Raw genomic sequence first — 15,490 nt, 5'->3', positions numbered from 1 at the left:
TAACTAGTTTTTAATTATTAATAATTCGATTATAAAAACCAATTAGTTTTTGTTCATTGCAGATAACATACCACCATATACACCATTTAAAGATGATAGGTTAGATGCTAAGGATTGCATTTGTTCTTTTAATTTAGTTGCATTTTCTACAGCTTCTTCGTTGATAGCAGCTTGACGATTTGCGCTATCTACTTGTACTTTATAAAGACTATTTAAAGATGCCATTTGAGCTGCTGCTAAAGACATTTCTTCGCTATATTTCTTTTGAGATGCCATAGAATCAACTGTAGGAGAAATTCCTTTTGCTGCTCCTTCGAAGTTTTTAATGCTATCACCTAAGCTTGCCATAAGCGCACCATCAATTTTAGCATCTTTTAATAAGTTATCTAATTTTTTAGATAACATACCTTCTGCATCTTTAGGCTCTTCTAAAGCTTTCTTTTTAGATCCTAATGTTTGACCACCAGCTAATTCAGGATATACTAATGACCAATCTAAGTCATCACCTTGCTTCTCAAATGCTGATAGTGTAAATACAAGTGCTTCAACAATCATACCGATAGTAAGGATAAGGGATCCATAAGGCCAGTGTTGAATTTTGAATAATGCTCCAACAATTACGATTGCAGCTCCAAGTCCGTAGACCATATTCATTGTTGATAATTTCTTTTGTGCCATGATTTTAAGTTTTTGTTTTCAAATGAGCTTGGTTGTTAATACTCATTTTGGATTAATATTAGGTTTAAGTTAAGTTTAATAAGTTTGAATTAATTTGTTGCTGCGTTTTTAGTTACTTCAGTTCCCATGTAATCTTGAACTGTTCTAAATCCGATATAGCTTCTTGCAGAATCAGCATATTCATAATCTCTAGAACTTACTTGCAAGAAATAAGCAACATCTTTCCAAGAACCACCTCTAACGACTTTACGTGCGTTATTAGGATCATTTACATTTGGATTAATTGATGACGCAAATTCATAAGATGCAGGATCGTAAGAACCGTTTACCCATTCTGAAACGTTACCCGCCATATTATATAAGTTGAAATCGTTAGGATCATAAGAATCCGCTTCTACTGTATATAATGCTTGATCGGCTGCATAATCACCTCTTAAAGGTTTAAAGTTAGCCATGAAACAACCTCTGTCGTTTTTAGTATAAGGTCCACCCCAAGGATACGTTGCACCTTGCAATCCACCACGTGCTGCATATTCCCATTCTGCTTCAGATGGCAATCTGTAAGAGTTTACAGGTTGTCTTCCTCTTTTCTTTCTATCTGCATTATGGTATAAAGTTCTCCACTGACAGAAAGCTTGCGCTTGCTTCCAAGATACACCAACTACTGGGTAATCTCCATAAGCATCATGCCAGAAATAATCATTATGCATTGGCTCATTATATGAGTAAGCAAAATCTCTAATCCAAGCCGTTGTATCTGGATAGATCTCAACTTCTTGTTGAACTACAACCTCAGAACGTTTTAAACCTCTATCCTTTGCTGCTTTTTGAATATCCATGTAAGTATACTGGAATTTAAATTGCTTAACATCCCAAGTACGTTGGCCATTATATGATTCTTCTAATGGTAAATACATACCATCCATCACTTCCGCATACAATTCATCTGGATAATCATCCGTATTGAAATGCAACTTTGCATCGCGATTAATTTTTCTTTGTTCGTTACCATAGGTATTCACCATGTAACTTTCGTAAGCGTTAAGATCTTCTGGATTTGCATCTAAATACGCAAATTCTCCAATATCTCCACTTCCTGGTGTTTTCCCTTCTAAGTCAGCCATCTCAGCTAATTTTAATCTTAGAGTCGAATCTCTTACCCACTCTACAAACTGACGGTACTCACTATTTGTAATTTCAGTTTCATCCATATAGAATGCACGAACTGTGGCTGTTCTTGTTGGCGCGTCTTGTACTCCAGCTAAATCATCATCTGATTTACCCATAATAAAAGCTCCACCTGGCACCAATGTCATTCCATAGGGCTTTTCTGGATGCCATTTCTTACCTTGTACACCAACCAATTGTCCTCGATCTCCAGAATTACAACTGGCTACCATAACTAGTACTGCGGTTAGTAAAATAAACTTCTTAATATTCATAGTAACTCTAGGTTAAATTAGTCCTTATTATTTTTGAGGTCGTAAACATATTTATATATTTCCGAATAAACAACTTTTTTTATCTTTTTTTTGCACTTTACCCTGAAAATAAGCATTTCATCGATTAAAAAAGTGTTAAAATCGGATTAAACGTTCATTTTAAAAGCTATTCTTCCGGTAAGCCTTATACCAACGCTCAGGTATTTCACCTTGAGTTGCATGCACATAATCGGAATGCATGCATGGTAATAACGTATGCTTTTTTAATTTATTATTAACGTTTGGTAAAAAAGGAATTTCAATCCACCAACGACCTGTTTTTAAGCTTTTGTAAAAAATTAATTCATCATCTTCTACCAAAACATTATATTTTTGATAATGATTTTCATTGTTAAAATCGTCATCTTTAACTCTACAATTTACACCTTCAATAAAATACCATATCATTTGCGCTATTAGCATTGAAGTTGAGCTATCATTTTTAGAGCCTTGGTATTCATAAATCCCAAATGATGACACTTTATTACTAATACCAGCATATCTACTTATGGCACAAATTTCTTTTCCTGAAAAACCATTAGGCGAATACTTCTGATTTTCACTTACTTCAGAAGCTCTAACCGACTTTAAATCTACCGATACAATATGGGCATCTCGCATTAATGGCTCTACCCTACTGATGTCTCCAGATATTTCACCTAAACGGTAGGCCTCAAAGTACAACTTTTCTATAAGATCTATTTCTTCTTGGGAGTTAAAATATGTTTGGTAGCCAATTGTAGAATAATTGAATAGATTATAAGGCTCTTCTACAATGACTTTACCTACGTAACTATTATTCTTAATTGGAAGATTTGCATCACCCAAATCGAAATTACTATCCACACTTACCACATTCACCATAGGCATGAGTGAATCGTAAGCACGATAATTTGCATAAGTTAAATCTTGACTTCCTCCTAAAACAATAGGTATGATACTTTTTTCTACTAAAACAGATATCGCCGTACGGATTGCAAAATACGTATCTTCAACCGTTTCGCCTGGTTCAATATCACCAAGATCCGCTAATGTTGTATGCCAGTTACCCGGAAACAACGTGTAGAGTGTTTTACGAATAGAGTCAAAATTAACATGAGCACCAATAAAATTGACGTCATTTCTATTTTCTTGAACTCCAATAATCGCCATTTGTACGTTTTCCAAATCTGGAACACCGTTTTGACGCGAATGTACCTTAATTTTTTTCCCTAGCGCTTGTTGCGCTATTAGTTCATTATGAGCTAAAACCGCATCTGATACAGGCGTAAGGAAATTAAAATTCATATCCAATTATTTCTTTTTAGTTGTAGCTTTCTTCTTTGTTGCAGTTTTCTTCGTCGCCGTTTTCTTAGGGGCTTTCTTTTTTGCAACCTTCTTTTTAGGTGCGTTTTTTTCGAGAATCTCTTGCGCTTTCTCTAAAGTCATTTTAGTCACATCTACCGTTTTGGCCAACTCTACTTTTTGCTTGCCTTTTATAATGTTGTGCCTTCCCCATCTTGCTTTCTCTACTCTTACTCCTTCATCTTCCCAGTTATGGATGACCTTATCAATTTCCTTTTGAATTTTTTCTTCTATCAAAGTAATGATATCATCTTCAGATAAATTATCCCAATCGTATTTTTTATTCACATTAATAAACATATTGTTCCATTTTATGAATGGTCCAAAACGCCCTTTTCCTTTTGTAACTTCTATATCTTTATACATATATATAGGAGCATCTGCTTTTTCTTTCTCCTTAATATATATTAAAGCCTCGTCCATCTCTACACTCAATGGATCAACACCTTTTGGTAATGACACGAATTTTTTACCAAACTTTACATATGGTCCAAATCGTCCGTTATTAACCTCAACTTCCTCGTCTTTATAATGACCTAATGCTTTTGGAAGCTTAAACAAGTCCATAGCCTCTTCAAAAGTTATAGAACCTAATTGTTGATCTGGTGATAAACTTGCATACTGAGGCTCTTCTTCATCGTCAGGTTTACCCAACTGTACTAATGGTCCAAATTTACCAAGTCGTACTAAAACTGTTCGTCCTGTTTTTGGATCGATACCTAATTCCCGTTCTCCAGATTCTCGTTCTGCATTTTCCTGTACATCTTCGACTTGAGGATGAAAGCCTTTGTAGAAATCCTTCATCATTTCACGCCAATCTTCCTTACCTTCAGCAATATCATCAAAACGATCTTCTACTCTTGCTGTAAAGTTATAATCTAGAATACTTTCAAAATGGTTAACTAAGAAATCGGTAACAATAATACCAATATCTGTAGGTACCAATTTCCCTTTATTAGAACCTGTTTGCTCTGAAAGCGTGTTATCTTTAATCGTTTGATTTTCGAATACTAATTGTTTGTAGCTTCTTTCATCACCTTCATTCGTTCCTTTTTCTACGTAGTTTCTATTTTGAATTGTAGAAATAGTTGGTGCGTAAGTAGACGGACGACCAATTCCTAGCTCTTCCAATTGCTTCACTAATGAAGCTTCTGTGAATCTTGCAGGAGGTCTTGTGAAACGTTCAGTTGCTGTGATGTATTTATTTTTAAGAGGTTCACCAACTTTTAAATCTGGTAAAATCCCTTCTTGTTCTGCATCTTCATCATCTGTTCCTTCTAAATATACTTTTAGAAACCCTTCAAACGTGATGATTTCCCCGTTAGCTGTGAATTGTTCGCTAATTTTATTTTTAGAATTGATCTGAATTTTAAGATTGGTTCTTTCTAATCTAGCATCACTCATCTGAGAGGCAATAGCACGTTTCCAGATTAAATCGTATAACCGTGCTTGGTCGCGTTCTGCACTAACGGTGTGATTTGAAAAATCTGTTGGTCGTATAGCTTCGTGAGCTTCTTGCGCTCCTTTAGATTTCCCTTTGTAATTTTTTGGATTACTAAATTTAGAACCGTAGGCCGAAGTAATTTCGTTTTCTGCTCCTTTTTTAGCTTCATCAGATAAGTTTACACTATCTGTTCTCATATAGGTGATATAACCAGCTTCGTACAAACGTTGAGCATTGGTCATCGTTCTACTAACAGAATAGCCTAGCTTACGAGACGCTTCTTGCTGAAGTGTTGATGTTGTAAATGGCGCAGCGGGTGATTTTTTAGCAGGCTTCTTTTGAAGATCTGACACCTCGTATGAAGCACCCATATTATCATTTAAGAATTTTAATGCTTCCTTTTCAGAATCAAAATTCTTAGGCAGTTTTGCTTTGAATGAATTTCCGTCTTCGTTTGTAAATTCAGCATCTATTCTATAAGATGCGGTTGTTTTAAACCCTTGCACATCGCGTTCGCGCTCTACAATTAAACGAACTGAAACCGATTGTACTCTACCTGCAGATAAACCACCTTTTACTTTTCTCCATAATACAGGAGATAATTCATAACCTACAATACGGTCTAAAACACGTCTTGCCTGTTGGGCATCTACTAAGTTATAATCTATACTTCTTGGATTCTCTATTGCTTTTTGTATCGCCGTTTTTGTAATCTCATGGAATACAATACGTTTCGTCTTTTCTTTATCTAATTTTAAAGTTTCGGCTAAATGCCAAGCAATTGCTTCTCCCTCGCGATCCTCATCACTTGCTAACCAAACAATATCTGCTTTCTTTGCTAATTCTTTTAATTTCTTAACGACATCTTTCTTATCTTTAGAAACCTGATACTTAGGCATAAAGTCTCCTTCTACATCCACTCCTAATTCTTTTGAAGGTAGATCTGCAATGTGTCCAAAACTGGACTCCACTTTAAAATCTTTTCCTAAAAATTTTTCAATAGTTTTAGCCTTTGCAGGTGACTCAACAATAACGAGATTCTTTGACATTCTTAAATTTTTGCGTTTACAAATGTATATGAAAATTAAGTTACAATCCTAATTTGGTCGTAAATACCATACATTTTATCGTGATTAAAATGTTATAAAAAACAGAAGAAGCCCTACAAATTATAAGGCTTCTTCGATTTATAAAAATTTTTAAATCTTAATTAGTAGGCATATAAAACGGATTCTGGTAAACCTTCAATATTTAACAAAACCTCATTGGTTCCATCGACTCGTAATGAAGACAAATCAAAAGTCTCAGCTTTCTCAAGCACTACTAAGCAAACTTGATTATTAAAAAGTGTCAATTTTAAATAACGCTGAGGCGGCATGGATTCGGCAATATTCCCTGAATCTATTAATGTTAACACCCAATCGTTACTATCACAACCACTAGTGGTCACATCAACTGTTAAACAATCACCACTCAAATCAACATTTAACACATCAAAATTATCAGACTCTGCTGTTTCATAGGCTTCATTATTGCTTACGACTTCTAATCCACATGGTAATAGCACTACATCATCTTCATTGCATTGAAAATTCATCAATAACATTGAGGTCAACGAAAACATTATAACTTTTCTAAGTTTCATAAGAGTATGTTTATTGTATAGATGTAAAACGGATTAAAGGGTTGCGTTAAAATGTAGACAATTGTTCAATTCGTCGCATTTGATCATCCTCTTCATCAAAGCCAACAACATCTTTATATATAAAATACGAAGGCAAATAACCAAATGAAGAAGTAACATACACCCCAAGTCCACACATTAAGAATCCTACTATCATGGCTAAAAATCCGGTTACAAACATTAACCCAAATGAAATTAACCATTTTTTATTACCAAGATCAAAACCTAATCCAATAATTTCAGAAACTGATAAATCAGGATTAAAAGCATAAACAACAACAATAAAAGACAAAGGAACGACTGCGTATATTATAGGAAGTAAACACAATAGCGTTGCTAAAAGCGCAATCCCCGTAAATGCAACCCCCAACTTAATCGTTTTACCTAAATACGGTTTTTTGAAGAAATAGAAATAGTCTTCTTTCCCTGATTGCTCTAAATCTTTGAATTTACATATTCTATAAAAGGCAGCTTTTAAACCAAGTCCAATTGCACTCATAGCTACAATGAGAAAAATATAAACTACAAAAAACACCAACCCAAAAGCAAACCCCATTCCGGAGTCCCCATAAAACCCATATGAGTCATAACTACTACCAACAGTTAAAGCATTAGCAAAACCAAAAAACAGCAAGGGTATATAAACAATCATTATTATTGGTATCGCCAAAACAATATTTAGTAATAACATTACCAATCCTTGTACCCAAACTTTTTTAAATAATTCTATGGATTGATTAAAGATAATTCCAAAATCTAGTGCATTCGCATTTTGAATTTTGCTTTTAATTTCTGTGCTGCTCATTTTTAGTCTTATGATTTAGTTCGCCAAAAGAAATCTATTTTTATTAGATATTCAAGAAAAACACTACTCGAAACACCTTTTAAATTATAATTAAACATTATGACTGCCACTTTGTCACAATCTATAAAATAATATTACCTTTGCATACTTATTGAGAATTGAAGTATTCACTACAGCTGATGGAAAAAATTATAGACGAAAACAAACAAGGGGAAACCTTAATCATAGACAAGAAAGAAGGTAACCAACGCAAATTATTTATTGAGAGTTATGGCTGCGCTATGAATTTTAGCGATAGCGAAATTGTAGCCTCTATTCTGTCTGAGCAAGGTTTTAATACTACAAAAATCCTTGAAGAAGCAGATCTTGTTTTAGTAAACACCTGTTCTATTAGGGACAAAGCTGAACAAACTGTTAGAAAACGATTACAAGAATACAATGCCGTAAAACGCATAAACCCAAAAATGAAAGTTGGGGTTTTAGGTTGCATGGCAGAACGCTTAAAAACTAAATTCTTAGAGGAAGAAAAAATTGTAGATTTAGTTGTTGGCCCTGATGCTTACAAGGATTTACCTAATCTTCTTGCCGAAGTTGAAGAAGGAAGAGACGCTATTAATGTTATACTTTCTAAAGAAGAAACCTACGGAGATATTTCACCTGTTAGATTAAACAGCAACGGCATTACGGCTTTCGTTTCTATTACTCGTGGTTGTGATAACATGTGTACCTTCTGTGTTGTACCATTTACACGCGGAAGAGAACGTAGTAGAGACCCACAAAGTATTATTGAAGAAGTAAACGACCTATGGACTAAAGGCTTTAAAGAAATTACGCTTTTAGGACAGAATGTTGATAGTTATCTATGGTATGGTGGTGGCCTGAAAAAGGATTTTAACAATGCTTCAGAACTTCAGAAAGCAACTGCTGTAAACTTTGCTAATCTCTTAGAGTTATGCGCTAAAGCGCAACCAAAAATGCGTATTCGATTTTCGACATCTAATCCGCAAGATTTTACTATGGATGTTATTGAAACCATGGCGAAATACGATAACATTTGTAATCACATTCACTTGCCAGTACAAAGTGGAAGCGATCGTATTTTAAAAGAAATGAATCGTTTGCATACACGAGAAGAGTACTTTGAGATTATTGATAATATAAAACGTATCATCCCAGAATGTTCTATAAGTGTCGATTTAATCGCTGGTTTTCCAACAGAAACGGAAGAAGATCATCAAGACACCTTATCTTTAATGGAATATGTAAAGTACAACTTTGGTTATATGTTTACCTATTCTGAACGCCCTGGAACCTTGGCTGGTCGTAAAATGGAAGATGATGTCCCAGAAAATATTAAAAAGCGTCGTTTAAAGGAAATTATTCTATTAGAACGAAAGTATAGCGAAATTAATACCCGAGCGCATCTCAATAAAACAGTAGAAATTTTAATAGAAAAAGCATCTAAAAAATCAGATTTGCAATGGTCTGGAAGAACCTCTGATAATACAGTGGCCGTTTTCCCTAAAGAACATTATAAAGTGGGTGATTTAGTTAATGTACTTATAACAGATTGCACAAGTGCAACGCTTATTGGAAAAGCTATTGACTATTCTAAGAACAATTAATAAAAAAAACAAATGAAGAAATTAGCCTTAGCATTATTCACGTTAACTCTTATAACCTCTTGTGATGTAGAACCATTAGATCCTGCTTACACTCAAGGAGGTGGTAGTCAAGGAGGTGGCAACGGTAGCGAGAGTGCAGACTTAACGATGTCTACTTACGAGCTAGACACGCAGATTAATTTAGTGTTTTTTGGTATTCCTATTGAAACAATCACCAATTCAGATTTCAACATTGCTAACGATAAAATTATATCTGGCACTAATGCGTTATCTGCAGAAGGCAGTCCGTTTGAAACCGAAAATCTTATCATTACGCGTAATAGCTCTGGACAAATTATTAACGATAAATCTGTGAATTCATCAGGGGCAACTACTAACGAAACTGTAATAACCTATATAAATGGCGTAGTATCTAATATCACTTATGAGTATTACGGAGATGACGAAGACGATTATAACTACAATTTCACTTACGACGGAAACATTATTACAAGAACAGAAGTTGGTTCTACTATTTCTACGCAATTTACCGTTGATGGTTCTGACCGTGTTATTAAGAAAGAATCCTTTGATGGTGATTTTTCTATTCAGGTTGAAACCGTATCGTACAATGCAGCAGGTAATATTACAAGCAGCACAACAACTGGAGAAACACAAAGCAACACCACTTATCAGTTTGACAACGAAACAAACCCTTTGCAAGTCATTTACGAAGACAATTATATTTTAACTTTCTTAAAGGATGATTATTCTGATGAAATCGGCGGACAAATAGCACAATTTCTTTCTACAAATAATTGGAATGGTGCCACTTTCAGTGGTACTGCATTCAATTTTGATTTAGAATATAATTCGGCAGGACGAATAGTAAGTAGAGATATCGCTTATGATTTTGGACCTGAGTTATCATTTGAATTCAACGAAAGATTTTCATACGTAAATTAATTATGGAATCAATTCAAGCTATAAAGCAACGTTTCGGTATTATAGGAAACGATACAAAACTTAATCGCTCCATAGAAAAAGCAATTCAAGTATCGCCTACGGATATTTCAGTTTTAGTGACTGGAGAAAGCGGTGTCGGTAAAGAAAGTATTCCTAAGATTATTCATCAATTATCACATAGAAAACACGGCAAATATATTGCTGTTAACTGTGGTGCTATACCAGAAGGTACTATTGACAGTGAATTATTCGGGCACGAAAAAGGCGCTTTTACAGGAGCCACAGCAACGCGTTCAGGCTATTTTGAAGTTGCAGATGAAGGGACTATTTTTTTAGATGAAGTTGGAGAATTACCATTAACTACGCAAGTACGCTTGCTTCGTGTTTTAGAAAATGGTGAATTTATAAAAGTCGGTTCTAGTAAAGTTCAAAAAACCAATGTAAGGATTGTAGCGGCTACAAACGTTAATATGTTTGACGCTATTAAAAAAGAGAAGTTCAGAGAAGATTTATATTACAGACTGAGTACTATAGAAATCAACTTGCCACCTTTAAGAGATCGAAAAGAAGATATTCACCTATTATTCAGAAAATTTGCTAGTGATTTCGCCTTAAAATATAAAATGCCAACAATTAAATTAACAGACGATGCTGTTAATTTGTTAGTAAAGTATAGGTGGAATGGTAATATTAGACAATTACGAAATGTTGCAGAACAGGTTTCCGTTTTAGAGCAAACCCGTACTATCGATGGTATTACAATTCAGAACTATTTACCAAGTATAGGCAGCAACTTACCAGCTGTAGTTAAAAATTCTAAATCAGAAAGTGATTTTAGTAGTGAGCGTGAGATTTTATATAAAGTCTTATTTGACATGAAGAGCGATCTAAACGATCTTAAAAAGCTGACCATGGAACTCATGAAAAAAGGAAGTGATTCTGATGTTCAAAAAGACAACGAACATTTAATTCAGAAAATTTATGGTGAGGAAAAAGATGAAGAATTTGAAGCAGCCGTTGAAGATTTAGAGGTGTTATCTCTTGCTGAACATTCTGACGTAAATGAGAGTGTGGCTTCAGAAACCGAAGATAAATATCATTTTGCTGAAGAAATTGAAGAAGAGGAAACGCTGTCTTTACATGACAAAGAATTAGAATTGATTAAAAAATCCTTAGAACGTCATGGTGGAAAACGCAAATTAGCAGCAGCGGAATTAGGTATAAGCGAGCGAACACTCTATAGAAAAATCAAACAATTTGATCTTTAAGATAAATTTAGGAGAACTATAGAAATATTCTTAAACCATAAGTCGTTTACTAAAAACGGATTAACGAGCCAAAAACCTCATCAATAAGAAACAAACACAATTTAAATGAATTCATTAAAATATATTTTCATCGTTGCTATTTGCCTTGCATGCTACGGTTGTAAGGTTAATTATTCGTTTACAGGAATTACAGAAACACCAGAAACGTTTCAAGTTAATTTCTTTCAAAATAATGCGGATTTGGTAGAACCTGGTTTGGATCAATTATTCACAAATGCCCTTCAAGATCTTATTGTAAATCAAACCAGTGCACAATTAGTAAATTCAGGGGGTGAAGTTATTTATGAAGGAGAGATTGTAGAATACCGTATTGCACCAATGACCGCTACGGCCGAAAATACAGCTGCACAAAACCGATTAACTATTGGTGTTAGAGTGCGCTATATTAACACAAAAGATGAAGAAAAAGATTTTGAACGCACATTCTCCTTCTTTTATGATTATGGTGCCAGCGAACAACTTTCAGGTGGTATAAAGGATACCGCCTTCGACGAAATATTAGAACGTTTAACACAAGATATTCTTAATGCTTCTTTAGCAGACTGGTAAACTATGCAGCTTCAAGATATAACATATTTATTACAACATCCAGAAGCGGTTACAGCAGCTCAAACCGAACTACTCTCTTCTGCTATTAAAGAATACCCTTATTTTCAATCCTTAAGAGCTTTATACCTTAAAGGATTAAAACAAAAGGAGAGTTACAAGTACAATAACGCGTTAAAAATCACAGCTGCCCACACCACAGATCGCAGCGTGTTGTTTGATTACATTACTTCAGACATTTTCAATCAAAATGAAATATCTGAACAGATTAAACAAAACACAGAGTATATCAAATCTATTGAGGTTAATGCTGTAGATGATATTTCAGTCAATAAAAGTGTTACAATCGATGATGCTTTAAAAGAACATATTAAAGCAACAGAAGGTGTTTTAGACCCAGGTTTATTTGAGGTAAAACCAATGCCAAAACCTAGGTTAGAAGCTAAAATTGAAGATTCCATTATCGCTGTTGATGTTAAAAATATCACCGCAGAAAAGGAGCTTAAAATTGGTACACCTTTAGAATTTGATAAAACTGAAAATCATTCATTTACAGAATGGTTAAAAATTACCAGTTTTAAACCTATTGTGCGCGACGACGTTAAAGCCGAAACTAAAAAAGACGCTAAACCTGTAACCAAAAACAACGTTGAAACAGAGCTGCCTGAACAAGAAAGCCAATCTCCTCTTCAGAAAAAACTTGCTATTATAGATAAGTTTATAAGCGAAAATCCAAAGATAAAACCCGTTTCTAGCAATTCACCAAAACCAAAGTTAGTTAACAATGACAACCCCGTTTCTGATAGTTTAATGACTGAAACTTTGGCACGAATTTATCTCGAACAAAAAAATTATGATAAAGCAATTCAATCTTACAAAATTTTAAGTTTGAAATATCCAGAAAAAAGTAGTTTCTTTGCACACCAAATAAAATTGGTGAAAGAATTAAAAGATAATAATACCATATAAAATGAGTGCATTTTCAATATTTTTAGTCCTAATCGTAATCGTAGCTTTTTTACTTGTTGTAGTAATTATGGTACAAAACCCTAAAGGTGGAGGGTTATCATCATCTTTTGGTGGTGGTGGCACCCAACAAATGGGAGGTGTTAAAAAAACTGGTGACTTTTTAGATAAGAGTACATGGTTCTTAGCTACCGGATTAATTATTTTAATCTTAGCTTCTAATTTAACTATCAGTTCTGGTGGTTCTGCGGAATCTAAAGCTTACGATGCTGATGATGCTACTGAAATGCCTGTAGTACCAACTGCACCTGCAACAGATACTACATCTGGCGAATAATACAAAACTTATTATTACCAAATACATTAAGCCAACTTTTTAAGTTGGCTTTTTTTATTTAAAAACTTTTCGGCAGATGGGTCTGAAACTTTGTCAGATTTTGTGTCTTGGCATAATTTTCGAACTACGCTAAAGCGTAATATTATTAATTAAATAACAAAAAAACATATAACAAATGGGCTTAAACATTAAACCATTAGCAGACCGTGTTCTTGTAGAACCAAAGGAAGCTGAAACGAAAACGGCTTCAGGTATTATTATTCCAGATAATGCAAAAGAAAAACCACAAAGAGGAACTGTTGTTGCCATCGGTAATGGTACAAAAGACGAACCTTTAACGGTTAAAGTTGGAGACACTGTACTTTATGGGAAATACGGAGGAACTGAACTTAAGTTAGAAGGTAAAGATTATTTAATGATGCGTGAGAGTGATATTCTTGCGATTGTTTAAATTGCTTTTCGCTATTGGCTTTTCGCTATAGCACAAAAATTTAAAATTAAAACGCAGCCAAAAGCTAAAAAGCTAATGGCTAAAACCTAAAATAGAAATGGCAAAACATATAAAATTTGATATTGAAGCACGCGACGGACTAAAACGTGGTGTTGATGCATTAGCAAACGCTGTAAAAGTAACGTTAGGACCAAAAGGTCGTAATGTAATTATCGGAAGATCATTTGGTGCACCACAGGTGACTAAAGATGGTGTTTCTGTAGCAAAAGAGATTGAGTTAGAAGACGAGCTTGAGAACATGGGAGCGCAAATGGTAAAAGAAGTTGCTTCTAAAACTAACGATTTAGCTGGTGATGGGACAACAACTGCAACCGTATTGGCTCAAGCAATTGTAAAAGAAGGTCTTAAAAACGTTGCTGCTGGTGCAAATCCTATGGATTTAAAACGTGGTATTGACAAAGCTGTTGAGGCAATTGTTAAAGATTTAGAAAAACAAGCTCAAAAAGTAGGTAGCGATTCTGATAAAATCAAACAAGTTGCTGCAATTTCTGCAAACAATGACGATACTATTGGTGATTTAATCGCTAAAGCATTCGCTAAAGTTGGTAAAGAAGGTGTAATTACTGTTGAGGAAGCTAAAGGAATGGAAACTTACGTTGACGTTGTTGAAGGTATGCAGTTTGACAGAGGTTACTTATCTCCTTACTTCGTTACAGATGCTGATAAAATGATTGCTGATTTAGAGAATCCATACATTTTATTATTTGATAAGAAAATTTCTAACTTACAAGAAATTCTTCCAATATTAGAACCAGTTGCACAATCTGGACGTCCATTATTAATCATCGCAGAAGATGTTGACGGACAAGCACTAGCTACGTTAGTAGTTAACAAATTACGTGGTGGACTTAAAATCGCTGCTGTAAAAGCACCAGGTTTTGGAGACAGACGTAAAGCAATGTTAGAGGACATCGCTATCCTTACAGGTGGTGTTGTTATTTCTGAAGAAAGAGGTTTCTCATTAGAGAATGCAGATCTTACAATGTTAGGTACAGCTGAAACTGTAACTATTGATAAAGACAACACAACTATCGTTAATGGTGCAGGTAAAGCTGATGATATTAAAGCGAGAGTTAACCAAATTAAGGCTCAGATTGAAACGACGACTTCTGATTACGACAAAGAAAAGCTTCAAGAGCGTTTAGCTAAGTTAGCTGGTGGAGTTGCTGTTCTTTATGTTGGTGCTGCTTCTGAAGTAGAAATGAAAGAAAAGAAAGACAGAGTTGATGATGCTTTACATGCAACAAGAGCTGCAGTAGAAGAAGGTATTGTTGCTGGTGGTGGTGTTGCTTTAGTGAGAGCTAAGAAATGTTTAGAAAAAATCACTACTGAGAATATAGATGAAACAACTGGTGTACAAATCGTAAACAAAGCGATTGAATCTCCATTAAGAACCATCGTAGAAAATGCTGGTGGTGAAGGTTCTGTAGTTATCAATAAAGTATTAGAAGGCAAAAAAGACTTTGGTTATGATGCTAAATCTGAAACTTATGTAGATATGCTTAAAGCTGGAATTATTGATCCTAAGAAAGTAACTCGTATCGCTTTAGAAAATGCAGCTTCTGTAGCTGGTATGATCTTAACGACCGAATGTGCTTTAGTAGACATTAAAGAAGATGCACCTGCTATGCCAATGGGCGGAGGCGGTATGCCAGGCATGATGTAGTAGATATGTTATCTCTACAAATAAATTATTGACTTAGGTCAGTTACAAATACTAAAAGAGGCTGTCTAAAAAGGCAGTCTCTTTTTTTATATTTTATATTTTCAAAGAAGCATTGATTTTCGTATCTTAA

General features: G+C 34.6%; 14 protein-coding genes. 8 read left to right on the top strand and 6 right to left on the bottom strand.

All coding sequences use genetic code 11. From position 1 onward, the window contains the following. Positions 1-42 precede the first annotated feature (42 nt). The 6 genes from porL to HM984_RS03425 all read right to left on the bottom strand — a co-directional run bounded on the left by porL (position 43) and on the right by HM984_RS03425 (position 7,436). On the bottom strand, positions 43-678 hold the full coding sequence (gene porL, locus HM984_RS03450; protein ID WP_040757182.1) for a type IX secretion system motor protein PorL/GldL: 636 nt from the start codon (positions 676-678) through the stop codon (positions 43-45). Between the two features lie 89 nt (positions 679-767). Then, on the bottom strand, positions 768-2,114 hold the full coding sequence (gene porK, locus HM984_RS03445) for a T9SS ring complex lipoprotein PorK/GldK (RefSeq protein WP_449489481.1): 1,347 nt from the start codon (positions 2,112-2,114) through the stop codon (positions 768-770). Positions 2,115-2,279: 165 nt separating this feature from the next. After that, positions 2,280-3,446 carry a formimidoylglutamase gene (locus HM984_RS03440; RefSeq protein WP_179348137.1) on the bottom strand — a complete coding sequence of 389 codons (1,167 nt, stop codon included), beginning with the start codon at positions 3,444-3,446 and terminating at the stop codon, positions 2,280-2,282. Between the two features lie 6 nt (positions 3,447-3,452). Then, the gene (gene topA / locus HM984_RS03435) at positions 3,453-5,996 is read right to left on the bottom strand and encodes a type I DNA topoisomerase (protein ID WP_179348136.1); all 2,544 of its coding nucleotides are present in this window, start codon (positions 5,994-5,996) and stop codon (positions 3,453-3,455) included. Positions 5,997-6,157: 161 nt separating this feature from the next. After that, entirely contained in the window at positions 6,158-6,592 is a 435-nt protein-coding gene (locus tag HM984_RS03430; RefSeq protein ID WP_179348135.1) for a hypothetical protein, read from the bottom strand. Positions 6,593-6,638: 46 nt separating this feature from the next. Continuing rightward, a complete protein-coding gene (locus HM984_RS03425) occupies positions 6,639-7,436 on the bottom strand; it encodes a hypothetical protein (RefSeq protein WP_179348134.1) in 798 nt (265 codons plus the stop codon). Positions 7,437-7,615: 179 nt separating this feature from the next. On the opposite strand from HM984_RS03425, the gene miaB reads away from it, so the two are divergent. The 8 genes from miaB to groL all read left to right on the top strand — a co-directional run bounded on the left by miaB (position 7,616) and on the right by groL (position 15,360). Continuing rightward, the gene (miaB, locus tag HM984_RS03420; protein ID WP_179348133.1) at positions 7,616-9,061 is read left to right on the top strand and encodes a tRNA (N6-isopentenyl adenosine(37)-C2)-methylthiotransferase MiaB; all 1,446 of its coding nucleotides are present in this window, start codon (positions 7,616-7,618) and stop codon (positions 9,059-9,061) included. 12 nt (positions 9,062-9,073) lie between these two features. Next, complete coding sequence (locus HM984_RS03415; RefSeq protein ID WP_179348132.1) at positions 9,074-10,006, top strand: hypothetical protein; 933 nt, start codon at positions 9,074-9,076, stop codon at positions 10,004-10,006. Positions 10,007-10,008: 2 nt separating this feature from the next. Continuing rightward, positions 10,009-11,274: a sigma 54-interacting transcriptional regulator gene (locus tag HM984_RS03410; protein ID WP_115807680.1), complete on the top strand. Its 1,266-nt coding sequence runs from the start codon at positions 10,009-10,011 to the stop codon at positions 11,272-11,274. Positions 11,275-11,379: 105 nt separating this feature from the next. After that, positions 11,380-11,883 carry an LptE family protein gene (locus HM984_RS03405; protein ID WP_115807681.1) on the top strand — a complete coding sequence of 168 codons (504 nt, stop codon included), beginning with the start codon at positions 11,380-11,382 and terminating at the stop codon, positions 11,881-11,883. 3 nt (positions 11,884-11,886) lie between these two features. Next, a complete protein-coding gene (locus tag HM984_RS03400; protein WP_179348131.1) occupies positions 11,887-12,849 on the top strand; it encodes a DUF8458 domain-containing protein in 963 nt (320 codons plus the stop codon). A gap of 1 nt (position 12,850) precedes the next feature. After that, positions 12,851-13,183: a preprotein translocase subunit SecG gene (gene secG / locus HM984_RS03395; RefSeq protein ID WP_115807683.1), complete on the top strand. Its 333-nt coding sequence runs from the start codon at positions 12,851-12,853 to the stop codon at positions 13,181-13,183. A 175-nt stretch (positions 13,184-13,358) separates the two neighbouring features. Next, complete coding sequence (locus HM984_RS03390; RefSeq protein WP_115807684.1) at positions 13,359-13,634, top strand: co-chaperone GroES; 276 nt, start codon at positions 13,359-13,361, stop codon at positions 13,632-13,634. A 97-nt stretch (positions 13,635-13,731) separates the two neighbouring features. Further along, complete coding sequence (gene groL / locus HM984_RS03385) at positions 13,732-15,360, top strand: chaperonin GroEL (protein WP_179348130.1); 1,629 nt, start codon at positions 13,732-13,734, stop codon at positions 15,358-15,360. Positions 15,361-15,490: the final 130 nt, after the last annotated feature.

The sequence above is a fragment of the Winogradskyella pacifica genome, assembly GCF_013403915.1.
Lineage (GTDB): Bacteria > Bacteroidota > Bacteroidia > Flavobacteriales > Flavobacteriaceae > Winogradskyella > Winogradskyella pacifica.
This window is presented reverse-complemented; position numbering and strand designations above follow the sequence as displayed.

What these genes read in the sequence shown, in the direction of transcription:
- porL (WP_040757182.1), bottom strand. Translation starts at nt 678, where the DNA reads ATGGCACAAAAGAAATTATCAACAATGAATATGGTCTACGGACTTGGA.
- HM984_RS03440 (WP_179348137.1), bottom strand. Translation starts at nt 3,446, where the DNA reads ATGAATTTTAATTTCCTTACGCCTGTATCAGATGCGGTTTTAGCTCAT.
- topA (WP_179348136.1), bottom strand. Translation starts at nt 5,996, where the DNA reads ATGTCAAAGAATCTCGTTATTGTTGAGTCACCTGCAAAGGCTAAAACT.
- HM984_RS03430 (WP_179348135.1), bottom strand. Translation starts at nt 6,592, where the DNA reads ATGAAACTTAGAAAAGTTATAATGTTTTCGTTGACCTCAATGTTATTG.
- HM984_RS03425 (WP_179348134.1), bottom strand. Translation starts at nt 7,436, where the DNA reads ATGAGCAGCACAGAAATTAAAAGCAAAATTCAAAATGCGAATGCACTA.
- miaB (WP_179348133.1), top strand. Translation starts at nt 7,616, where the DNA reads ATGGAAAAAATTATAGACGAAAACAAACAAGGGGAAACCTTAATCATA.
- HM984_RS03415 (WP_179348132.1), top strand. Translation starts at nt 9,074, where the DNA reads ATGAAGAAATTAGCCTTAGCATTATTCACGTTAACTCTTATAACCTCT.
- HM984_RS03410 (WP_115807680.1), top strand. Translation starts at nt 10,009, where the DNA reads ATGGAATCAATTCAAGCTATAAAGCAACGTTTCGGTATTATAGGAAAC.
- HM984_RS03405 (WP_115807681.1), top strand. Translation starts at nt 11,380, where the DNA reads ATGAATTCATTAAAATATATTTTCATCGTTGCTATTTGCCTTGCATGC.
- HM984_RS03400 (WP_179348131.1), top strand. Translation starts at nt 11,887, where the DNA reads ATGCAGCTTCAAGATATAACATATTTATTACAACATCCAGAAGCGGTT.
- secG (WP_115807683.1), top strand. Translation starts at nt 12,851, where the DNA reads ATGAGTGCATTTTCAATATTTTTAGTCCTAATCGTAATCGTAGCTTTT.
- HM984_RS03390 (WP_115807684.1), top strand. Translation starts at nt 13,359, where the DNA reads ATGGGCTTAAACATTAAACCATTAGCAGACCGTGTTCTTGTAGAACCA.
- groL (WP_179348130.1), top strand. Translation starts at nt 13,732, where the DNA reads ATGGCAAAACATATAAAATTTGATATTGAAGCACGCGACGGACTAAAA.